This window comes from Collinsella sp. AM44-11, assembly GCF_003467145.1.
Lineage (GTDB): Bacteria > Actinomycetota > Coriobacteriia > Coriobacteriales > Coriobacteriaceae > Collinsella.
The window spans coordinates 126,939-149,615 of the sequence record NZ_QSFE01000004.1 but is presented as its reverse complement, the minus strand read 5'-3'; the positions used below and the strand labels follow the sequence as shown (position 1 = coordinate 149,615).

Below are 22,677 nucleotides of genomic sequence, written 5' to 3'. Positions count from 1 at the left end.
CCGTATTGCCCCGCGAAAAGGGGGGAAGCACCACCAACTTTCCAACGAGAAAGGAGGTGAGAATGTGGAACCTAATAGCAGGGAGTTTTACAAACAGTGTGCTTTTCAGAAGTTTTGTAATACGGTATTGCACAATGAAGCTTGCGACACCCATAGAGAACTTCGCAGACACAAGGCAAAGGAAGTGACCTTTTCCGACATGACCTTAGACGAAGCGCGGCAGCTTCATACGTTTGATGAATATTTCAAATTTCCTGCCAGAGATGGGGATGCCCATGCAGCATATCGATCGGATTATCCGCTCCAAGAACGTTTTTACCGCGCAAGACGGCATCGATGCCGCCCGCGAGCTGGCGATTGCCATTGCAGGCGATCGCATCGTCGCGGTCGGCGCGCCCGATGACGTGATTGACGCCGCACCTGCCGCCACGCCGGTGGTCGATTACGGCGAGCAGTTTGTCTGCCCCGGTTTCCACGATGCGCACCTGCATTTCTTCCATACTTCGGTTGGTTCCTCGCCGTACATGCTCATGGATATGGGCACGTCCGAGGCAGCATTGGTGCAGCATGCGCTCGAGTTTTCCAAAGGCTTGCCAGATGACGCCTGGGTCGTGACCCAGGGTTGGCGCGATTACCGCTGGGATCCGCCCGAGCACCCTACCAAGGCCTCCCTCGATGCGGCATTTCCCGATCGTCCCTGCGTTATGTACTCGGGCGACGGGCACACGCTGTGGCTCAACAGCCGCGCACTCGAGGCGCTCGGCGTTACGCGCGACAGCGAGCCTCCGGCGGGTGGCAGTTACGACAAAGACTCAAACGGTGAGCTTACGGGTATCGCTCACGAGGCTGCGGCCATGCAGCTGCTGCCGCGCTGCCTGGAGTGGCTGGGCGAGGACCGCATCGCGAGCGCATACGCCGACCAGATGAAGCGTATGGCCGAGCAAGGCATTACCTCAATCTGCGATATGTCGCTCATGCCCATGCCGGGCTGCGACTTTATTCGCGATGATGTTTACGACAAGCTGCAGGCCGCCGGCAAGCTGGGCATCCGCGCCCATCTGTTTCCCACGCTGCTGGATGACCAGTCGCGCTTGGAAGAACTCCAGACCCGCTACGCGAACAACGCGCTGCTCTCGGCGCCAGGCTTTAAACAGTTCTTCGACGGCGTGTCGAGCGAGCATACCGCATACCTCACTGAGCCCTATACCAACCCGCGCTTCCCGGGCGACCAGGGCCGCCTGACGGTCCCTGTCGAGCGTATGCGCAAGTTGGTTTTGGCGGCAGCCGAGCGTGACCATACCGTGCGCATCCACGTTATCGGCGACGGTGCCATCCATGCTGCGCTCGATATCTTTGAGGAGGCGGCAGAGCTCTACGGCTTGCCCCAGCACGGCCACAATACGCTTGAGCACCTGGAGAATCTGCTGCCTCAGGACATCGATCGTCTGCGCAAGCTCAACGTCATTGCCTCGAGCCAGCCTTGCCACATCACGCTCGACCCGGGTGGCCCGGAGCGCGATCTGGGCCTGGAGCGCAGCCGCATCATGTGGCCGTTTGCGACCTATAAGCAGCGCGGCATCCGCCAAGCTTTCGGTACCGATAGCCCCATCACAGCCGTTACCAGCATGAACGTGCTCTACACGGCCATCACGCGCCAAGACCCCCGCAGCCACTGGCCTGAGGGCGGCTGGCTCCCCAGCGAGCGCATCGACGCGGCTACGGCTCTGCGCAACTACACCTTGGGTAGCGCCTACGCGGCAGGCGACGAGCGAAACCTCGGCAGCCTGGAGCCAGGCAAATACGCCGATCTGGTAGTCCTGGATCAAAACCCGCTCACCGTTGATCCACAAGAGCTTCAGGCTACCAAGGTTCAGGCCACCTACCTGGCAGGTAACTTAATCTACGAGCGCTAACCCCACATCCCACCCCTCAGTTGCGGTGAAATGGTCCCTAAAATCGGCCTTCAAGCCCAAAACAGGAACTATTCCACCGTAACTTAAAAGAGCGCGTCCCAACAACGTGCCCCTATCTTGTGCATTCCATCCGCATCGCCATTTTGCTGCACTGACTTTTCTGAATGCCGGGCCCGATAACGTTGACTCAGCTCGCGCGTGGCGCCGGAGGGGCGGGGTATAAGGTTTATCGCGAGTTCCGCACGAGCCGAAGGCCACTTAATGTGGCCTTCGTGCGAGCAGGACTGCCCGAGCAGGAAACCTTATACCCCGCCCCTCCGGCGCCACACGGGAGCCGCGCACAAGTTATCCCCCGGTATTCAGAAAATCTAAGTGCCAAAAAATAAGATTTTTTGACTCCGTGTTGTATAACCCGCCATTCGTGGGTACCATTCAACGCGTACGCAAACAAAAAGGGTTAACCCGCGCGGCATGACCGCGCGGCCCACAAAGGAGGAAACAAGCATGTCGTCTTTGAAGCCGCTTGCAGATCGCGTCCTGGTCAAGCCCGACGAGGCCGAGCAGAAGACCGCCTCTGGTCTGTACATCGCCAGCAACGCTCAGGAGAAGCCGCAGCGCGGCACCATCGTTGCCGTTGGCGCCGGCAAGGTCAACGACAAGGGCGAGCGCATCCCCATGGATGTCAAGGTTGGCGACGTTGTCATCTACGGTAAGTTTGGTGGCAACGAGGTCAAGGTCGACGGCGAGAAGTATCTGCTGATGCGCGCCGACGACATCTACGCCGTCGTCGAGGCCTAGTCTCGTCAGAATCTCTGATTCGTCGTTGAACGCGGCGTCGTATAAGACTCGGAAGCGGCGCCGCGAGTCACATTTCTTTTGGAGGATTACCTACCATGGCAAAGAACATTACGTTCAACACCGATGCCCGCGCTAAGCTCGCTAAGGGCGTCAACACTCTGGCCGACGCCGTTACCGTCACCATGGGCCCCAAGGGCCGCTACGTCGCTCTGCAGCGCTCGTTCGGTGCCCCGACCATCACCAATGACGGCGTTTCCGTCGCCAAGGAGATCGAGCTCGAGGACAACATCGAGAACATGGGCGCCCAGCTGGTGAAGGAGGTCGCCACCAAGACCAACGATACCGTGGGTGACGGCACCACCACCGCAACCCTGCTCGCCCAGGCCATCGTCAACGACGGTCTGCGCAACGTCGCCGCTGGCGCCAACCCGCTGGCCATCCGTCGCGGCATCGACAAGGCCGTTAATGCCGCCGTCGCCGAGATGAAGAAGCAGGCCAAGCCGGTCGAGACCAAGGAGCAGATCGCTTCCGTCGGTACCATCTCCGCCGGCGACCCCGAGGTCGGCGAGAAGATCGCCCAGGCCATGGAAGTCGTGGGCAAGGACGGCGTCATCACCGTCGAGGACTCCCAGACCTTTGATATCACCATCGACACCGTCGAGGGCATGCAGTTCGACAAGGGTTACGTCTCGGCGTACTTCGTCACGGACAACGATCGCATGGAGGCCGTGATGAAGGATCCCTACATCCTCATCACCGACCAGAAGATCTCCAACGTCCAGGACATCATGCCTGTTCTCGAGGCTGTCCAGCGCACCGGCAAGGGCCTGCTCATTATCGCTGAGGATGTCGAGGGTGAGGCTCTGCCTACCCTCGTCCTCAACAAGATACGCGGCGCCCTCAACGTCTGCGCCGTCAAGGCCCCGGGCTACGGCGATCGCCGCAAGCGCATGCTCGAGGATATCGCCGTCCTCACCGGCGGTCAGGCTGCCCTCGATGAGCTGGGCGTGAAGGTTGCTGACATCACCGCCGATATGCTCGGTACCGCCAAGTCAGTCACCATCTCCAAGGACAACACCACTATCGTGGGTGGTGCCGGTTCCAAGGAAGCTATCGACGCTCGCATCGCTCAGATCAAGGGCGAGATGGAGAACACCACCTCTGACTTCGACCGTGAGAAGCTCCAGGAGCGCCTGGCCAAGCTCTCCGGTGGCGTTGCCGTCATCAAGGTCGGCGCTGCTACCGAGTCCGAGCTCAAGGAGATCAAGCACCGCGTCGAGGACGCCCTGCAGGCTACCCGCGCTGCTGTCGAGGAGGGCATTGTCGCTGGCGGCGGCGTCGCCTTCATGGACGCTGCGCCTGCGCTCGATGCTGTCGAGATCGACGACCCCGAGGAGAAGATCGGCGTCGACATCGTCAAGAAGGCTCTGACCGCTCCGGTCGCCACCATCGCCAAGAACGCTGGCTTTGAGGGCGCTGTCGTGGTCGACAAGGTTGCCGAGCTGCCCGCCGGCCAGGGTCTCAACTCTGCCAACGGCGAGTGGGGCGACATGATCGAGATGGGCGTCCTCGACCCCGTCAAGGTCAGCCGCGTCACCCTGCAGAACGCTGCTTCCGTTGCCAGCCTGATTCTCATCACCGAGGCCACCGTCTCCGATGTGCCCAAAAACACTCAGCTTGAGGATGCTATCGCTGCTGCTACCGCTGGTCAGCAGGGCGGCGGTATGTACTAAGGCCGACAAGGTCTAGAACTCCCACCGGGAATCCGGGGGCGTGACGGGGGTTTCTCCCCGGAACGTCCTCGGTTAGATTGGGGCCCCTTGTTCTGCTCCTTTGGAGCCGCGGACAAGGGGCCCTATTTGTGCTGAATTATTGTTCAGCTATTTCGGGATCTCTCATTTGTTCGACTTTAATCGACTGTCTGCTCTATTGAGTGGCGGGCTCGTCTCGACTCGCGTCTTGCAAGTTCTTGGGTAGACGGCCTGCTCGAGGATTATGTAAGGGACCGTCCCGCGGGACGGTCCCTTACATGCTATCTGACTTTGGCAGGATCGAACTCATCCGACATATCTTCGATGCCATCAGATTGAAGAACGAGCTCGCTAGGCAGATGGTGGCCCATCGGATCGATTAGGAAATCGAGTCCTGCCCTTCTGGTCGTTTTTGCGACCGGGATGAAGTCTGTGTCGCCAGCTATGAGGACAATTTGATCAACAGTTCTCCCATGGGCGAGCGAGGCGACATCGAGTCCGATTCTCATGTCAACACCGGATTGCTTTAACCCAACGAGGGTGAAATCTTCCTGCCCGAGGTCGGTTGTTGTCAACTCACCCTTGAGCAGCTTCTTGAGCGATTCTTGTTTCAGGTTGTAATGCGCGTTCGCTGAGCGAAGTTCGCCCATGCGCATCGCTACTTTCCTCTTCTCTCCGAGGGCTGCGTGGAAATCAGACATCCATACATTGGAGGGATGCTTCCGGCTGAACACGGTATTGTGTTCGTCCCAGGGCTGCTTAAAAGTGCCGTTTTCCAGTGGCGGACAGTTGTAGAAGAAGATCCTGTATAGGGAGCGGTCGCCGTATTCTAGCGCCATCTTTCGTTTAGCGAATATGTGTCGCAGGGCATAGGCATGACATTCCGATGCGCGCTTTTCGGGTGAAGTGTCTCCCCATAGCCTGCGCGCTCGTTTCAGGAAGAAATTTCCATCGATGAGGACAGCGGTTCTTGTCATAATATCTCCTGCTACATGAATTGACCCCCGAGCTGTGGTACTCCGGCTAAAGATTGGAGCCACTGTCGGAGGTCTTCAAAAACGGAGGACAGGGAGATGGCAGAAAACCTAATTTCTCTGTCTGGCTTGAGTCTACATCCATTGACTCAGCAATTTGTGGTGGAATTCGGGTTAGATTGTGAAATCGCGCCCCTTGCACTTCGGGGGATTCTGTGTTGACTGCCTTTCTTGATCTTTCGTACTTGCCTGCGATCAGTTGTTAGCGTGCTGCAGCATCGTTGTTGCGCAGCTCTATCCCGGGTGTATTTCTGGAGCGTTTCCCTACCACAAATTACCCTTGGCATACTTGCGCGAACGCCTACTGGTGCTACACTTGCAATTGCTGTTTCAGGGCGGGGTGGAATTCCCCACTGGCGGTAAATCGGGCGGTGCCAAAGGGACACCGTGGCGCAGGCGAGATGCCTGCGACCGAGCCGATGAGTCCGCGACCCGTGTGTGCGTTGGTTCGCATGCCGGCTGAACTGGTGAGATCCCAGTACCAACGGTTAGAGTCCGGATGAAAGAGGCAGGTGATCTTATGTCTGAACAGTCGCAGCATATCCATTTTGAGAACACGAATAGGTGGAGCACCAAACAGCTCGTTACCATGGCGTTGATGTGCGCCTTGGGAGCACTGTTTATGTATGTGCAGCTGCCCATCCTCCCCTCGGCGCCATTTTTGACGTATGACCCGTCGCTGGTGCCGGCGATGGTGTGTGGATTTGCGTATGGCCCTGGCGCCGGCACCGCTGTTGCCGCTATGGCGATCGTTATCCATGCGCTTACCACGGGCGATTGGGTCGGTGCGCTTATGAATTTAGTTGCCACGCTGGGCTATATCCTGCCTGCGGCTATCGTCTATCAGAAGATGCGCACCTACAAGGGTGCCGTGATTGGCCTGGCGCTGGGCGTTATTGCCGCTACGGTGCTTTCTATGGTCGCGAATCTGACCATTGGCGTTTGGTTCTGGTATGGCTCGGTCGACGTGATTTTGCCGCTCATGATTCCCGCCGTGCTGCCGTTCAACCTTATCAAGACCGTGCTCAACTCGGTGTTGACGCTGGCGGTGTACAAGGCGGTCTCTAATCTCATTACGCCCAAGAAGGACCAGGTCAAAGGCCGCGCATGATTGAGTGTCGGGGCGTTTCCTTTAGCTACGACGGTGCTGCGCCGGCGCTCGATGGCATCGATCTGAACATCGAGGATGGCGAGTTTTTCTGCATCCTCGGCGGAAACGGGTCGGGCAAGTCGACGTTTGCCAAGCATTTGAACGCGCTGTTGCAGCCCGATGCGGGAACGGTGTGCGTCAACGGCATGGACGCGTCCGATCCCGAGCTGGTCTACGACATCCGCTCGACTGCGGGCATGGTGTTCCAGAATCCCGACGATCAGCTTGTGGCGACGCTTGTCGAGGACGATGTTGCGTTTGGTCCCGAGAACTTAGGGGTCGAATCGGCCCAGATCGCACAGCGTGTGCGCGAGGCGCTGAAGGCCGTGGGTCTGGTGGGCTTTGAGCGACACGAGACCCACGCTCTCTCGGGCGGACAAAAGCAGCGCGTGGCGCTTGCCGGCGTGCTCGCCATGGAGCCGCGCGTGCTCATTTTGGACGAGGCGTCCTCGATGCTCGATCCGCGCGGGCGCAAGGGCCTTATGGAGGCCTGTCACGCGCTGCACGAACGCGGCATGACCATCGTGATGATTACGCACTTTATGGAAGAGGCCGCTGAGGCCGATCGCGTTGCTGTCTTCCAAGCAGGTCGCGTTGCCATGCTCGGTACGCCCGAGGAGATCTTGACGCGGGCGGACGAACTCGCGCGGCTGAACTTGGATATGCCGGCATCGTGCTGTCTTGGCAGGGCGCTTCGCGCGAAGGGCGTGCCCATTTGCGCACAGGTGCGCGAGGCGGATATGGTCGCCGATATAGCGCAGGCTTATGCCGAGCGGAGTAGGACAGGCATCGCCGGGCGGCCTCTCGCATCCGATCCTCGTATTCCCGACAACGTCTCCTCTGCAATCGATGGCGCAGACGCGCTGGAGCCCGTCATCGAGATTTCGCACCTTTCGTATAGCTATGCACTGAGCGCCCGCGAGCGTCGCCGTTGGCACAAGCGCTCAGCCGCCGAGGGCGCATCGAACAAACGGGCCCTTTGGGGCAACGACCCCAGCAGCCCCTGGGCGTTGCGCGATGTGTCGCTAACGGTGCGTCGTGGCGAGTTCCTGGGTCTTGCGGGCCATACCGGTTCGGGTAAGTCGACGCTGGTTCAGCATCTCAACGGCCTGATTCGTCCCCAGGAGGGTTCCGTTTACGCGTTGGGGCTCGACCTGGTAAACAAGAAAGATGCCGCCGCGGTTAAGGCAAAGGTCGGCGTGGTGTTTCAGTATCCAGAGCGTCAGCTGTTTGCCGAGACCGTGGCACAGGACGTGGCATTTGGACCGCATAACCTTGGCTTGTCGCAGACCGAGGTTGCCCGCCGCGTTGAGTCATCGCTCGCGCGCGTGGGCCTCGACCTGGCCACGGTGGGCGACAAGAGCCCCTTTGAGCTCTCGGGCGGGCAGCAGCGGCGCGTGGCGTTTGCTGGCGTGCTTGCCATGGAGCCCGAGGTCCTGGTACTCGATGAGCCCATGGCTGGGCTCGATCCGGCGGCGCGCAGTGGTTTCCTGGAGCTCATCGATCGACTTCACCATGGGGGCCTGACCGTCGTCATGGTCTCACACAGTATGGATGACCTGGCCAATTGCTGCGACCGTATTGTCGTGATGAACGAAGGTGCGGTGTTTGCCGAGGGAGCCCCCGCGCAGGTGTTTGCGCATGCCGATGAGCTTAAATCAATCGGCTTGGGTGTTCCCGCTGCCCAGCGCATGGCTCTGGCACTTGCGAAGGCAGGCGTGCCGCTGCGCTTTGACGGCCTCTATACGGTTGAGTCGCTGGCAGACGAGTTGGTGGACCTGCTAATCGGTCGCTCGGACGGCCCTTCTAACGTCGCGGACATTGCTACACCCAAGACGGTCGCGCGAGAGGAGGGCTGCTAATGGAGGCGTTTTCGTTTGGCAGCTACTATCCCGGCGATAGTGCAATCCACCGCCTGGACCCGCGAACTAAGTTGCTCTTGGGCTTTGTGTTTCTGATCACGACGCTCACGGTCAGCAGCTTCCGCGGACTGGTCCCGGTCGCAATCTTCGTTGTCATGATCTATACCGTGTCCCGGGTGCCGGTTCGTCGCGTCCTGTCATCGATGGCGCCGCTGCTGGCAATCGTCGCGGTGGTCGCAGTGCTCAACCTGTTTTCCGACCAGAGCGGGCGCATTCTGTGGCAGCTCGGCTTTTTGCAGATAAGCGAGGACTCGCTGCATTCCGCCGCCTTTATGGCGTGCCGCCTGACCTTGATGATGGCCGGCATGAGCGCCATTACGCTCACCACACCGACGCTCGACCTCACCGCGGGCTTTGAGCGCCTGCTCGTGCCGTTTGCGCGTGTGGGACTTCCTGCGCACGAGCTCGGCATGATCATGGGTATCGCGCTGCGCTTTATGCCGCAGTTTGCCACCGAGATGAAGCAGACGGCCGATGCGCAGGCGAGCCGCGGTGCGCGCGTGACGGGAGGCCCGCTCGGCGGCGTGCGTATGCTCGGCAGCGTGGCGATTCCGCTGTTCACGGGCGTGTTCCGTCATGCCGAAACGCTTTCGGCCGCCATGGATGCCCGTTGCTATCATGGCGAGCAGGGCCGCACACGTCTGCATGCGCTTGCTTTTGGCCGCGGCGATGCGTTGGCGGCGGTGGTGACGGCGTTGCTGCTCATCTGCGTCATCGTCATCAATCTTCAACTTGTTTAGGCGCGATTCGAGCGCAGGAAAGGGGTCCCTATGACCGACAACGACCGCACGGCGCAGATCGAGCGCGCCTGTTCGTATCTCAGGCGCATTCCGGCGTGGTATCTCGCCACGATCGACGTGACGGACGGGCATCAGCCGCGCGTGAGGCCGTTCTCGTTTGCCATGGTCGATAATGGCAAACTGTGGTTTTGCACCTCGCGCGATAAGGACGTGTGGGCCGAGCTCAGCGCGAACCCCAAGTTTGAGGTTTCGGGTTGGAAACCGGGGGAGTGTTGGATTGTGCTGACCGGCGAGGCCGCGCTCGAGGACGACATGGTCGTGAGCGACCGGGTGCGCGAGGCAGGTTTTAAGCATATGCTGGGCATCGGCGAGGAACACGAGAGCGCCAATGACGGTCGCCTTGCGTTTTTCTCGGTGCGCAATATCGTCGCCCGCTTCTGTGATATCGACGGCAGCGAGGAGCGCCTGGAGCTTTAACCCTAGGGTAGCTAATTTGGGACGGGGCTATTTTAGCTACCCCCATATGCCAGCTGACAATTATCCTGGTCCAAATAATTCATTGGCAGTTAAGGGGTAGCTAAAATAGCCCCGTCCCAAATTAACTGCCCATTCCAAATTAGCGAGCGTCAGGAGGACGCATGGACGGATTGAATACGGTGTTGGAGTATCTGACGTCGGTGCCGGCATGGTATTTGGCGACAAGCGTGGATGGGCAGCCGCATGTGCGTCCGTTTTCGTTTGCGCAGATCCAGGACGGCAAGCTGTGGTTTGTAACGGCGCGCACCAAAGACGTGTGGCAAGAGCTGCTGCAAAATCAACGCTTTGAGGCCACGAGTTGGTGGCCGGGCCATGGCTGGCTCATCTTGCGCGGGCATGCGGGTCTGGATGACCGGGCCGCTCCCGATATGCGCGAGGCGGGCTGGAAGCACCTGGAGCGCCTAGGCGAGCATTATGAGAGCCCAGGCGATCCCACGCTCGTCTTCTTTAGCGTGGAGGAACCCGAGGCCTTTATCTGCAACCATGACGAATGGGTGCCGGTCGAACTCTAAACGAGTCTCTCAGCAAGCTTCGACAATTTAAATTCTCGCATGTCGCGGGCCCCACATTGCAACGTCACCGTAAGGCGCACTGGGCAATATGGGGCCCGCATTTATTTGTCAATTCCTTCGAGTGAATGTGTCGGGACTGTTTCAATGCATGAATATGCAAAAGATTTGCGTATATATGCATCTTTTGGTGCTAAAGTTTCAACTCACTTCATAACGGCGGCTGCGGGATGCGCATTGGTGCATAACTGCAGACAAGGAGTCTGATATGTCTTTAAAGGTTGGAATCGTCGGTGCGGCTGGATATGCCGGCGCCGAGCTTATTCGCCTCGTCCTCGGTCATCCCGAGTTTGAACTTGCTGCCATTACGTCCAACGCCGATGCCGGCCAGCCGTTGTCTGCGGTGTACCCGAGCTTCGCCGGCGTAAGCGATCTTGTCTTCACGACGCATGACGCCCCCGAGCTCAAGAACTGCGACGCGGTCTTTTTGGCCGTGCCGCACACGGCTGCCATGGCACAGGTGCCCGCCCTGCTTGCCGCGGGCGTCTCCTGCATTGACCTCTCGGCCGACTATCGCCTGAGCGATCCGGCCACCTTTGAGGCCTGGTATGCCGCCGAGCACACGAGCCCCGAGCTGCTCAAGACCCGCGCTTTCGGCCTGCCCGAGCTGTTCTGCCAGGATTTGGAGACCGCCGCATCCGACCACGCCGACGGCAAGCCCGTACTGGTCGCCTGCGCCGGTTGCTATCCCACCGCAACGAGCCTTGCCGCCGCACCTGCCGTACGCGCCGGCTGGGTTGCCCAGAGCGGCCCCGTGATCGTTGACGCTATCAGCGGTGTAACGGGTGCCGGTAAGTCCTGCAACGCCCGTACGCATTTTTGCAGCGCGGATGAAAACCTGGAGGCCTATGGCGTGGGCAAGCATCGTCACACGCCCGAAATCGAGCAGATCTTGGGCCTAACCGATCGTGTCGTCTTTACCCCGCACCTGGCACCGCTCAAGCGCGGTCTGCTCTCTACGGTGACGATGCCGCTTACGCCGCAGGCTATCGAAACCTTGACTCTTGAGGACGTTGTCGACCATTACCAGCAGTTCTACGCCGGTCGCACCTTCGTGCGCATACTCGATGCCGACCAGCAGCCCAAGACGGCTTCGGTCGTCGGCACCAACGCCGCCCAGATCGGTCTCGCGCTCAACAAGCGCGCGGGCGTTCTGGTGGCTACGGGCGCCATCGACAATCTGTGCAAGGGTGCAGCAGGCCAGGCGGTCCAGTGCGCCAACATTGTCTTTGGTTTTGACGAGCGACGAGGCTTGCCCACAGTGGCGTGCCCGGTGTAGCACATTCGATTGTTAACGATTTGGTAGTCGGGCATCGGGTGGGGCGCCACTCTTAAGCTGGTCTCATGATTGTGGCTGGCAGGGCGCACCAACCGATGCCCATTTTTTGTTTGACATAAGGAGTCATAAAGACGATGAATACCGAGCTGTTTGATATCAAGATTCGCGCCGTCGAGGGTGGCGTTACGGCTGCGGCTGGTTTTAAGGCTGCAGGCATCCACGCTGGGTTCCGCAAGAACCCCGAGCGTCTGGATTACGCGCTCGTCGTGCCCGATAAACCCTGTCCCGGTGCTGGCGTGTTTACCACCAATCGCTTTTGCGCGGCGCCCGTGCAGGTGAGCCGTGCCAACCTGGGCGGTACCGACAAGGGGTACGGTATCATCGCCGGCATTTCGGTCAACTCTGGCAATGCCAACGCCGCCACGGGTGAGACCGGCCTTGCATGCGCGCGCGAGACGTGCAGCATCGCATCGCAGGTCATCGGCTGCGAGCCTCAGCAGATTCTGGTTGCCTCCACGGGTGTAATTGGCCAGATTCTGCCGATCGACACGTTTGAGACCGCCATTCCTGCTGCCTACGAGGCGCTCTCCGCCCACGGTGGCGCCGATGCCGCTCGCGCCATCATGACGACCGACACGCACTCCAAGGAGTACGCCGTGTCCTACGTCAGTGAGGCTGCGGGTCATGCGGGCAATGTCTATACGGTAGGCGGAATGTGCAAGGGCTCGGGTATGATCATGCCCAACATGGCCACCATGATCGCAGTTATCACCACCGATGCTCCCGTCGAGCCTGCGGCACTTCATGCCCTGCTGCTCTCGACCGTCAAGCAGACCTTTAACAAGGTAACGGTCGATTCCGACACCTCGACCAACGACACCTGCATCATGCTTGCCTCCGGCGCCGCTGCCGCAGATGCCGAGCCGATCGTCGAGGGCTCCAATGCCTTTGACGAGTTGGCATTTGCCGTGCACGAGGTGTGCGAGAGCCTGGCGCGCAATATCGCCGCCGATGGTGAGGGCGCATCCAAGCTTGTTACGGTCAACGTTACCGGCGCCGCTAACGACGAGGAGGCCGATATCGCCGCCCGTGCCGTTGCCAACTCGCCGCTCGTTAAGACCTGCATCGCCGGCCACGACTGCAACTGGGGCCGCGTTGCTATGGCGCTTGGCAAGTGCGGCGTGAAGTTTAATCAGGAAGACGTTTCCATCGACATGATGGGCATGCCTGTCTGTCGCGACGGTCTGACTGTTCCCTTTGACGAGGACGAGGCTCTACGACGTTTTGAGGCGCCCGAGATCGTGATCTCGGCCGACCTGGGCGCAGGCGACGCGGCAACGACCGTGTGGACCTGCGACCTCACGCATGAGTACATCTCCATCAACGGCGACTACCGTTCCTAGATTCCAGGCACGCTGCGCATCTTGCCGCGATTGCGGACAGCGGAGCACGGCGCGATAACGATACGAAAGACGAGGCAGATTATGAAATTCGCACGCGATTGTCGTTCGAGTGAATCCAACGAAGCAACCGCGCAGCTGCTGTTCGAAGCGCTGCCGTGGATTAAGAACCTGACCGGCAAGACGGTTGTTATCAAATATGGCGGAGCCGCCATGGTTGATGAGCAGCTGCGCCGCGACGTGATGAGCGACATCGTCCTGCTCAAGATCATCGGCATGCGCCCTGTTATCGTGCACGGTGGCGGCAAGGCCATCAACGAGGCGCTTAGCCACTACGACATCCCCGTCGAGTTTATGAACGGCCAGCGCGTGACCACGCCGGCGACCATGGATATCGTGCGCGAGGTGCTGGGCGGCAAGGTCAACCAGGAGCTGGTCGCGGCGCTCAACCATCACGGCAACCTGGCCGTGGGCGTTTCGGGCAGCGATGCCGGTACGCTCATCGCCGAGCCGCTCGACCCCGAACTCGGCCGCGTAGGCAAGGTCACGCACGTCAACACCGACTATATCGAGCGCCTGCTCGATAGCGAGTACATCCCCGTCATCGCTACCGTCGCGGCGGGGGAGGACGGCGGTTTCTTCAACATCAACGCCGATACCGCCGCCGGTGCCGTTGCGGCGGCGCTGCATGCGCATAAGGCGATCTTTTTGACCGACGTCGACGGCCTGTACAAGGACTTTAGCGATAAAGACTCACTCATCTCCAACCTAACGCTCGACGAGGTTAACGAAATGCTCTACGGCGGCGAGGTCGATAAGGGCATGATTCCCAAGCTGCGTGCGGCCGTCGATGCGCTTGCCGGCGGCGTATTTCGCGCTCACATCATCAACGGCACCACGCCGCATTCGCTGCTGCTGGAGCTGCTGACCGATGCCGGCGTCGGCACCGTGATCCATTCCACCGAGACGGCTTACGAGTTCGATACGCATCCGCATCCGCTTTCGACGTTTGCTGCGCGTCTGACCGAGAACCTCGACGAGGTCGAGAAGCTTCAGACAGTCTAACTGACCCGCAGCCGCCCCATTTCTGCACCCATAGGCCTGCGCCGTCCGGCGCTCAACGAAAGGCATCCCATGTCACTTGCAGCTCAGCAATCGCTTGAATCCCATTACGTTATGCATACCTTTGGCCGCTCTCCGGTCGAGTTTGTCGAGGGTCACGGCATGAAGCTCACCGGCGACGATGGTCGTGAGTACCTCGACTTTCTTGCCGGCATCGGCGTGTGCAGCCTAGGTCATGGCGACCCGGCTGTGCTCTCGGCGCTCGAGGCACAGACCAAAAAGCTCATGCATGTCTCCAATTACTTCTACATCGAGCAGCGTGGACAGGTCGCGGCGCTGCTGTCCAAGCTTGCCAACGACGACTTAGATGGTGCACGCGTGCTTGCCGATGCCATTGCCGCCGGCGATGAGACCACGGCAGCTGCTCTTGGTGCCCCGGCTGCGGATGAGCAGGTTTGGGAGACCTTCTTTGCCAACTCCGGCGCCGAGGCCAATGAGGGCTCGATGAAGCTTGCGCGCCTGTACGCCAAGCGTGCCGGTAACGGCGGCAACACTATCGTGTGCATGCGCGGCGGCTTCCACGGCCGTACGCTCGAGACCATTGCCGCCACCATGCAGGATTGGCTGCAGGATAGTTTCCGCCCGCTGCCGGGTGGCTTTGTGGCCTGTACGCCCAACGATATCAATGAACTGCGTGCGATCTTTAAGCAGCTGGGGAGCGAAATTTGCGCCGTGATGCTCGAGCCGATTCAGGGCGAGAGCGGTGTGCACCCCATGACCGAGGAGTTTATGGCGGCAGCGCGCGACCTGGCACACGAAGTGGGCGCCGTGCTTATAGCCGACGAGGTCCAGTGCGGCATCTTCCGCTCCGGCAAGCCGTTTGCATTCCAAACCTATGGCGTGGAACCCGACATCATGAGCCTTGCCAAGGGCATTGCCGATGGCGTGCCCATGGGTGCCGTCGTAGCAAAGAAGGAGATTGCCGACGTGTTTAAGCCGGGCGACCACGGCTCGACCTTTGGCGGTAGCTGCTTGGCTGTCGCGGCGTGCGCCGCGACGCTCTCCGCGCTCGTGCGCGGCGATTATGCCGACCATGCTGCCAAGGTAGGCGCCTATATGGAGGCAAAGCTCGCCAAGCTGCCGAACGTGACCGAGGTGCGTGGCCGCGGCTTGATGCTCGGCTGTGATTTGGATGATGCCGCGGGCGACGCGCATGATATTGTTGCCCGCGCGCTGGCCGCCGGTGCCGTGATTAACGCTACAGGTGCTCATACGCTGCGTTTCCTGCCGCCGCTCGTCTGCGAGGAATCCGACGTGGACAGTCTGATCGAGATCCTGTCGGACGTTTTGGCCTAACACAGCGAAATAACTTAACTTTGACCGGGTTCCGGACTGCGGACGTGCCCTATGTGGCATGATTCAGCGGTCTGGAGCCCGTTTTGCCTTAGATTTGCTAAGGCGGGGAGACCTGCTGGTCAAAAAACATCAAATATGAGTACTGTTATCGATTTGGTAGCAGCAATTTTGGACTAATAAGGCCAGATAGCTAGTCGAAATGGCGATGAATGTACGATTTTGATCCAATTGTTAGTCCTTATAATGGACATATGTTGCGTAACTTAAGCAAATACTATCTTTTGATATGTTGTAAGCAAGGTAGCAGTACTCATTTTTGCCATTTTCTGGCCACGGCCTTTGTGACAGACGTGCTGGTGGGTTCGAATCCCATGCGCTGGGCCTGAAAAAAGGAAAGGCCTCCATCGCTGGGGGCCTAACAATTCAGTGGTGGGCGATGAGGGATGTCGCGTGCGGCTGACGCCGTCCGCTCTCGCTTCGGGCCTACGGCCCTCGCGTGCTGCGCTGGAAAACGCTTCGCGTTTCCTCAGCTCCGCACCCTTTCGGGTTCGAATCCCTCTGCGATGGGCCCAAAAATGAAAGGCCCCCATAGCTGGGAGCCTATCAAATCAGTGGTGGGCGATGAGGGATTCGAACCCCCAGCCTTGTGCGTGTAAAGCACCTGCGCTAACCGTTGCGCCAATCGCCCGTGCGGAGAGAGTATAGCAAAACAATCGCCTCATTCATCTCATATCCATTAAAGGTAACCGTCGCGTGTCACAGCGGAGCTGATTCAGTTGAGATTGCCTGAACATTCCGCCCCTCTTTACGCCCTCGGGTATACTCAAAAGCTACTGATTCGATTTGATGCCCAGCAACAGCAGAGGGGATAGTATATGTGCGGTTTTGTCGGTTTTGTCGGTGGGACGGATAACCAATCCGAGGTGCTCACCAAGATGATGGACCGCATCGTCCATCGCGGTCCCGACATGGGCGGTCAGTTTATCGACGGCCGCGTTGCCCTGGGCTTCCGCCGCTTGTCGATCCTCGACCTGACCGAGGCCGGCGCTCAGCCCATGGCCAATGAGGACGGCAGCGTCGTTATCGTCTTCAACGGCGAGATCTACAACTTCCAAGAACTCCGTTCCGAGCTCGAGGCCAAGGGCTATAAGTTCCACTGCGGCGCCGACACCGAGAGCCTCCTGCACGGCTATGAGGAGTGGGGCGAGGCAGTACTTGATCGCCTGCGCGGCATGTACGCCTTCGTCATCTGGGACAAGAAGAAGAACAAGCTTTTTGGCGCCCGCGACATCTTTGGCATCAAGCCGCTCTACTACTATCCCATGGCCGATGCGGGCGACGGCGCGCCGGGCGTGCTCTTTGGCTCCGAAATCAAGAGCTTCCTGGACTACCCGCACTTCCACAAGGCGGTCAACAAAAAGGCCCTGCGTCCGTACATGACGCTGCAGTATTCGGCAACCGAGGAGACCTTCTTCGAGGGTGTCTACAAGCTGCCGCCGGCGCATTACTTTACCGTAGACATCCCGACCGGCAAGATGAACATCGAGCGCTACTGGGATTGCGATTACTCTGCCGTCGAGAAGCCGTTCGAGGAGTACGTCGACGAGCTGGATGAGGTCGTGCACGAGAGCGTCGAGGCCCATCGCATCGCCGACGTTAAGGTCGCGTCGTTCCTCTCCGGCGGCGTCGACTCCAGCTACATCGCCGCTTGCCTCATGCCCGACAAGACCTTCTCGGTGGGCTTTGACTACAAGAACTTCAACGAGACCAACTACGCCAAGGAACTTTCTGACAAGCTCGGCGTCGAGAATGTCCGCAAGATGATAACCGCCGACGAGTTCTTCGGTGCGCTCGAGGACATCCAGTATCACATGGACGAGCCGCAGTCCAACCTGTCTTCCGTGCCGCTGTGGTTCTTGGCCGAGATGGCCCGCAAGGACGTCACCGTCGTGCTTTCGGGCGAAGGCGCCGACGAGCTCTTTGGCGGCTACGCCTACTACGAGGACACGGTCCCGGTCCGCAAATACAAAAAGATGGTGCCGCTGCCCATTCGTCGCGCGCTCGGTAACCTGGCGCTGCATATGCCGTACTTCAAGGGACATAACTTCCTGGTCAAGGGTGCCGAGATCCCCGAGAAGTCGTTCCTGGGACAGGCTCTGGTATGGCCGGAGCGCGAGGTCGACGGCGTGCTCAAGCCCGAGTACAACACCGGCGATGGCGCCTTCGAGCTTGCCGCTCCCATCTATGCGCGCGTGAAAGGTCAGCCCGAGCTGGTCAAGAAGCAGTACCTGGACATGAACATGTGGCTCCCGGGCGACATTCTGCTCAAGGCCGACAAGATGTGCATGGCGCACTCGCTGGAGCTGCGCGTGCCCTTCCTGGACCGCAAAGTCATGGAGTTCGCCGAGCGCATTCCCGACCGCTACCGCATCAACGAGAACGGCAACAAACAGGTACTCCGCCACGCTGCCAACAAGTCGCTGCCCGATGAGTGGGCCACCCGTCCCAAGGTGGGCTTCCCGGTGCCGATTGTCTACTGGCTGCGCGAGCAAAAGTGGTACGACTATGTCAAGGAGTACTTCACCGCGCCGTGGGCAAGCGAGTTCTTCGATACCGACGAGCTCATGCACCTGCTCGATCTGCACTTTGCGGGCAAGGGCGATTTCCAGCGCAAGATCTATACGCCGCTCGTGTTCCTGGTGTGGTACAAGCGCTTCTTTATCGACGAGGACCAGCCCGCTGTTCAGGCTGCCTAGCCTCGGCTTACGAACGCCTGCGCGTAACGGCTCCTCCGGGAGCCGTTTTTGCGTGGGTGCGTTTCAGTTACTATAAAAACCGTCCCTGCCAAATGGCTGAGAAAGGCGAAAGATGCACCATTCGGATTCCGCGACCGTGACCACGGTCGATACGCTTGCCAAGCTTCTCGATGTGTGCGGCGAGCTGCGCGCATCAGAGCAGGTTGACGAGCGTGCCGTGACCGGCTGCTCGTTTGATTCGCGTGCGGTCTCGGCAGGTGATGTGTTCTTTTGCAAAGGCGCTGCCTTTAAGCCCGCGTTTTTGAGCATGGCGCTCGATGCGGGCGCCGTCGCATTTGTGTGCGAAGAGTCGCTGGTCGAGTCTCTGGAGCCGCTGGCGCAGGAGAGCGGTGCTGCGATGCTGGTTGTTGATAGCGTTCGCACGGCCATGGCCCTGTTGCCGCCGGAGGTCTACGACCGTCCCGACCACGACGTCAAGATCGTGGGCATCACCGGTACCAAGGGAAAGACCACGGCCGCTTTCATGCTCCAGTCCATCATCAAGGCAGCGGGCGAATCCTGCGGCATGATCGGCTCGGTGAGTACCGACGATGGCATCGAGTGCTACGAGAGCACCAATACTACGCCCGAGGCCCCCGAGGTCTGGCGCCATATCGCCAACTGCCGTGAGTCCGGTCGCCAGTCCATGGTCATGGAGGTCTCGAGCCAGGCACTCAAGTACCAACGCGTCGAGAATCTGCCGTTTGACGTGGCGTGCTTCCTCAACATCGGCCGTGACCACATCTCACCGATCGAACACCCCACGTTTGAGGATTATTTTGAGAGCAAACTCAGGATCTTTGACCAGGCAAAGACCGCCGTGGTGAATCTGGGCACCGAAGAGGTTGACCGTGTGCTGGAGGCAGCGTCGACGGCCGAGCGCTTGGTGACCGTTGGCGTCGAGCATCCCGAGGCAAGCCTGTGGGCAAGCGATGTCCGCGTGGTCGGCTTTAACATCGAGTTTAACCTGCATGGCCTGTGTGCCGACGAGTCCGAGGCGGGGGAGAAGGTCCTGCTGGGCATCGCGGGCGACTTTAACGTGGAAAACGCGCTGGTCGCTATCGCCGCTGCGCGCGAGATCGGCATCGGTATCGAGGCTATCAAGAAGGGCCTCTCCAAACTGCGTGTACCGGGCCGTATGGAGGTCGTGGAGTCGAAGGACGGCCGCGTGATCTGCGTCGTTGACTATGCGCACAACCAGCTTTCGTTCCGTTCGCTTTTCTCGTCGGTCAAGCGCGCGTTTCCCGCTAGTCCAGTCATTGCAGTGTTTGGCGCTGCCGGCGGCAAGGCGCAGGAGCGCCGCGAGCAGCTTCCGCGCGAGGCCGCACCATATTCCGACCTGATGATCTTTGCCAACGAGGACCCGGCTCACGAGGACCCGATGAAGGTCTGTCGCGAGCTTGCCGAGCATGTTCCCGACGATACGCCGAACAAGATCATCCTCGACCGCGAAGCCGCTGTGCGTGCGGCGTTCAAGGCGGCGCGCGAGGAGTACGTCAACCCCGATGCTCCCACCATTGTCTTGCTGCTGGCAAAGGGTGACGAGGAGCTCATGCACGTGGGCGACGAGTTCGTGCCCATCGAGAGCGACCTTTCGCTGGCCAATCGCCTGATCGATGTTACCCAGTTTGACTAATGAACCATGATGGCGGCGGCGCCCTGAGTGCGCTGTCGCCATAAGCGTGTTCCCTCAATCAAAACATGCCGTCCAAGTCCAAACCCTTCTACGTAAACGGAGTAACCATGTCCCACAACACCTTGCCGACCGTTGCCGAGCTTTCGGGCGAGATGCGCGAGCGCTTGGCCAAGGTCAAGTACGTCTTTACCGACCTGGATGCCACGATGCTCGCGCCCGGCTCGTGCGTGCTGCGCGACAACGACGGCAACCCCTCGACCAAACTCGTCGAGGCCGTCGTGGCGCTCGCTTGCGCTGGCATTCAGGTGGTTCCCACCTCGGGCCGCAACCGTACCATGATCCACGAGGACGCGCGCGTGCTCGGCCTCAACTCCTACATTGGTGAGATGGGCGGCCTGGTCATGTACGACCTCAAAGCCAACGATTGGGAGTATCTGACTGGCGACATGCCCTACGACCCATCTTGCGGTCTCACGCCGCACCAGGTGATCGAGCAGACCGGCGTGTGCGAGAAGATCCTCGCCCGCTGGCCGCATAAGATCGAGTACCACAACGACATGTCGACTGGCTACAAGTACCGCGAGGTCACCGTCGGCATGCGCGGCGATGTGCCCGACAATGAGGTCCAGGCCATCCTGGACGAGGCCGGCTGCGGCCTGGTGTGGGCCTGTAACGGTCACCTGACGCATCTGTCCAAGCCGACGACGCTCGAGCTCGATCGCGTCGAGGACGGTCGCGCATTCAACATCAACCCCGCGGGCCTCAACAAGGGCGTTGCCATCGCACGTTTCTGCGAGCACCTGGGGATCGAGCGCGAGGAGACGCTCGCGCTCGGCGACTCCGAGTCCGACTTCTACATGGCCGATCACGTGGGCACGTTCTGCCTGGTCGAGAATGGCCTGACGAGCGCCGGCGCGCCCGAGTTCCTGGCTGCTTGCGAGAACGCTTTCGTTACGCGCGGCAAAATTGTCGACGGTTGGGCGGCGACGGCAGAGCTGCTGGTCGCGGCGCGTTCGTAGCGCGGCGTCGCCGCACTTGGACATGTCTTTTCGAGAGAGACTGGTGAGGTAATGTCCGATATCGAGAATCCGGCAGGCGACACGCGCCCGATTGGCGTGTTCGATTCTGGTTTGGGTGGTCTGACGGTTGCGCGCGCCATCGCGACGGCGCTGCCGCATGAGTCCGTCTACTACTTCGGCGACACCAAACGCTGCCCCTACGGCACGCGCACCGAGGATGAGGTGCGCTCGTTTGCGTTGCAGGCGGGCCGTTGGCTGTCGAAGCACGACGTCAAGATTATGGTCATCGCCTGCAACACGGCGACAGCTGCGGCCTTGCGTCTGGCCCAGCAGGTGCTCGACGTTCCCGTGATCGGCGTGATCGCGCCGGGTGCCCGTGCGGCAATCAACAGCACCCGCACGCGTCGCGTGGGCGTGCTCGCCACCAACCTCACCATTCGCTCGGGCGCTTACACGCGCGCCATTCAGGACCTAGATGCCGGCGTCGACGTATACGGCTGCCCCGCCTCGAGCTTTGTTGAGGTTGTCGAACACGAGCTCGCCTCGGGTGCGCATCTGCAAGAGCAGTGGCTCGAGAACGAGGACATCTTCGATACGCCTGCCGTGCGTGCGCTGGTGGGTGCCACGGTTGAGCCACTGCGCGACCACGGTATCGATACCGTGGTGCTCGGCTGTACGCATTTTCCGCTGTTGGTGGGACCTATCCGCCATGCGCTGGGGCCTGGGGTGCGCGTCGTGAGTTCCGCCGAGGAGACCACGCGCGAGCTGACCGATATTCTCACGCGCCGCGAGCAGCTGGCGGGCGACGCCGCCGAGCCGCAGCATCGTTTTGCCACGACGGCCGATAACATTGCCGAGTTTGCGGTGGCGGGCAGCTTTATCTTTGGTCAGCCGCTCAAGAGCATTGAGCATATCGATATCGATGAGCTGAAATAGATGTAAGGCCGCCGTCAGAGCCTTCGCCACACCTTTTGCCGAAAGGATTTTTCTATGGAGTACATGCAGGTCAACCGCGCCAACGGTCGCGCCGCCAACGAGTTGCGCCCCGTTAAGCTCACCCGTGGCGTCATGAAGCACGCCCACGGCTCGTGTTTTGCCGAGTTCGGCGACACGCGCGTGCTTTGTGCCGCCACCATCGAGGAGGGCGTGCCGGGCTGGCGCAAGGGTGCCAAGGCCGGTTGGGTAACCGCAGAGTATGCCATGCTGCCGGCATCGACCGGCAAGCGCTGCAAGCGCGAGCACGCCAACCGCAAGGGCCGCTCCATGGAGATTGAGCGCCTCATTGGCCGCAGCCTGCGTACCGTCGTCAACATGAAGGCGCTCGGCGAGTACACCGTTACCGTCGACTGCGATGTGATCCAGGCGGATGGCGGCACGCGTACGGCGAGCATTACCGGTGCCTGGGTGGCGCTGCACGACGCCCTTGCTATGTGGGTCGAGGCCGGCAAGATCGAGCGCATCCCGCTCACGGGCCAGGTTGCTGCCATCTCTATGGGCGTTGTCGACGGCAATACGCTGCTTGACCTCGATTATTCCGAGGACAGCCATGCCGAAGTCGACATGAACCTCGTCGCCACCGACACCGGTGAGATGATCGAGCTCCAGGGTACCGGCGAGCAGGCGCCCTTCGACCGTAAGCGTCTCAACGCCCTACTCGACCTGGGCGACAAGGGCGTTGCCGAGCTCATCGAGCTTCAGCGCCAGGCCCTTGCCTAA

At 60.2% G+C, this 22,677-nt stretch carries 18 protein-coding genes, 1 tRNA gene and 1 riboswitch; of the genes, 17 read left to right on the top strand and 2 right to left on the bottom strand.

Annotation, left to right across the window (positions count from 1 at the left end):
* Positions 1-275: 275 nt before the first annotated feature.
* The 3 genes from DW943_RS04195 to groL all read left to right on the top strand — a co-directional run bounded on the left by DW943_RS04195 (position 276) and on the right by groL (position 4,444).
* The gene (locus DW943_RS04195) at positions 276-1,913 is read left to right on the top strand and encodes an amidohydrolase (RefSeq protein ID WP_233543593.1); all 1,638 of its coding nucleotides are present in this window, start codon (positions 276-278) and stop codon (positions 1,911-1,913) included.
* A 504-nt stretch (positions 1,914-2,417) separates the two neighbouring features.
* Positions 2,418-2,711 carry a co-chaperone GroES gene (gene groES, locus DW943_RS04190; protein ID WP_022094351.1) on the top strand — a complete coding sequence of 98 codons (294 nt, stop codon included), beginning with the start codon at positions 2,418-2,420 and terminating at the stop codon, positions 2,709-2,711.
* Positions 2,712-2,806: 95 nt separating this feature from the next.
* Positions 2,807-4,444 (top strand): chaperonin GroEL, encoded by a 1,638-nt coding sequence (groL, locus tag DW943_RS04185; RefSeq protein ID WP_117862262.1) that lies wholly within the window; start codon positions 2,807-2,809, stop codon positions 4,442-4,444.
* 299 nt (positions 4,445-4,743) lie between these two features.
* Here groL and DW943_RS04180 read toward each other — a convergent pair whose 3' ends face one another.
* Complete coding sequence (locus tag DW943_RS04180; protein ID WP_117862261.1) at positions 4,744-5,439, bottom strand: NYN domain-containing protein; 696 nt, start codon at positions 5,437-5,439, stop codon at positions 4,744-4,746.
* A gap of 379 nt (positions 5,440-5,818) precedes the next feature.
* Positions 5,819-6,011, top strand: a riboswitch (FMN riboswitch).
* Positions 6,012-6,016: 5 nt separating this feature from the next.
* Between DW943_RS04180 and DW943_RS04175 the strand changes: the two genes are divergently transcribed.
* The 9 genes from DW943_RS04175 (at position 6,017) to DW943_RS04135 (ending at position 15,511) form a co-directional block, all read left to right on the top strand.
* Positions 6,017-6,607 carry an ECF transporter S component gene (locus DW943_RS04175; RefSeq protein WP_117862260.1) on the top strand — a complete coding sequence of 197 codons (591 nt, stop codon included), beginning with the start codon at positions 6,017-6,019 and terminating at the stop codon, positions 6,605-6,607.
* Positions 6,604-8,508 (top strand): energy-coupling factor transporter ATPase, encoded by a 1,905-nt coding sequence (locus DW943_RS04170; RefSeq protein ID WP_117862259.1) that lies wholly within the window; start codon positions 6,604-6,606, stop codon positions 8,506-8,508. The genes DW943_RS04175 and DW943_RS04170 overlap by 4 nt, the downstream gene beginning before the upstream one ends.
* Positions 8,508-9,308, top strand: a complete 801-nt coding sequence (locus DW943_RS04165) for an energy-coupling factor transporter transmembrane protein EcfT (RefSeq protein ID WP_117862258.1) — start codon at positions 8,508-8,510, stop codon at positions 9,306-9,308. Before DW943_RS04170 ends, DW943_RS04165 begins: the two co-directional genes overlap by 1 nt.
* Before the next feature lie 30 nt (positions 9,309-9,338).
* On the top strand, positions 9,339-9,785 hold the full coding sequence (locus DW943_RS04160) for a pyridoxamine 5'-phosphate oxidase family protein (RefSeq protein ID WP_117862257.1): 447 nt from the start codon (positions 9,339-9,341) through the stop codon (positions 9,783-9,785).
* A gap of 161 nt (positions 9,786-9,946) precedes the next feature.
* Complete coding sequence (locus DW943_RS04155; protein WP_117862256.1) at positions 9,947-10,357, top strand: pyridoxamine 5'-phosphate oxidase family protein; 411 nt, start codon at positions 9,947-9,949, stop codon at positions 10,355-10,357.
* 265 nt (positions 10,358-10,622) lie between these two features.
* Complete coding sequence (gene argC / locus DW943_RS04150; RefSeq protein WP_117862255.1) at positions 10,623-11,693, top strand: N-acetyl-gamma-glutamyl-phosphate reductase; 1,071 nt, start codon at positions 10,623-10,625, stop codon at positions 11,691-11,693.
* Between the two features lie 134 nt (positions 11,694-11,827).
* Positions 11,828-13,096: a bifunctional glutamate N-acetyltransferase/amino-acid acetyltransferase ArgJ gene (gene argJ, locus DW943_RS04145; RefSeq protein WP_199572774.1), complete on the top strand. Its 1,269-nt coding sequence runs from the start codon at positions 11,828-11,830 to the stop codon at positions 13,094-13,096.
* An 81-nt stretch (positions 13,097-13,177) separates the two neighbouring features.
* A complete protein-coding gene (gene argB / locus DW943_RS04140; RefSeq protein WP_089572540.1) occupies positions 13,178-14,158 on the top strand; it encodes an acetylglutamate kinase in 981 nt (326 codons plus the stop codon).
* Between the two features lie 69 nt (positions 14,159-14,227).
* Positions 14,228-15,511: an aminotransferase class III-fold pyridoxal phosphate-dependent enzyme gene (locus DW943_RS04135; RefSeq protein WP_117635956.1), complete on the top strand. Its 1,284-nt coding sequence runs from the start codon at positions 14,228-14,230 to the stop codon at positions 15,509-15,511.
* A gap of 612 nt (positions 15,512-16,123) precedes the next feature.
* Here DW943_RS04135 and DW943_RS04130 read toward each other — a convergent pair.
* Positions 16,124-16,199 (bottom strand) — tRNA-Val (locus DW943_RS04130).
* A gap of 187 nt (positions 16,200-16,386) precedes the next feature.
* Between DW943_RS04130 and asnB the strand changes: the two genes are divergently transcribed.
* The 5 genes from asnB (at position 16,387) to rph (ending at position 22,677) form a co-directional block, all read left to right on the top strand.
* Positions 16,387-18,267 carry an asparagine synthase (glutamine-hydrolyzing) gene (gene asnB / locus DW943_RS04125; RefSeq protein ID WP_117862253.1) on the top strand — a complete coding sequence of 627 codons (1,881 nt, stop codon included), beginning with the start codon at positions 16,387-16,389 and terminating at the stop codon, positions 18,265-18,267.
* 112 nt (positions 18,268-18,379) lie between these two features.
* On the top strand, positions 18,380-19,942 hold the full coding sequence (locus DW943_RS04120; RefSeq protein ID WP_117862252.1) for a Mur ligase family protein: 1,563 nt from the start codon (positions 18,380-18,382) through the stop codon (positions 19,940-19,942).
* 107 nt (positions 19,943-20,049) lie between these two features.
* Positions 20,050-20,961: an HAD family hydrolase gene (locus DW943_RS04115; protein WP_117862251.1), complete on the top strand. Its 912-nt coding sequence runs from the start codon at positions 20,050-20,052 to the stop codon at positions 20,959-20,961.
* Positions 20,962-21,012: 51 nt separating this feature from the next.
* On the top strand, positions 21,013-21,897 hold the full coding sequence (gene murI, locus DW943_RS04110; RefSeq protein WP_035137557.1) for a glutamate racemase: 885 nt from the start codon (positions 21,013-21,015) through the stop codon (positions 21,895-21,897).
* Positions 21,898-21,951: 54 nt separating this feature from the next.
* A complete protein-coding gene (rph, locus tag DW943_RS04105) occupies positions 21,952-22,677 on the top strand; it encodes a ribonuclease PH (protein ID WP_117655966.1) in 726 nt (241 codons plus the stop codon).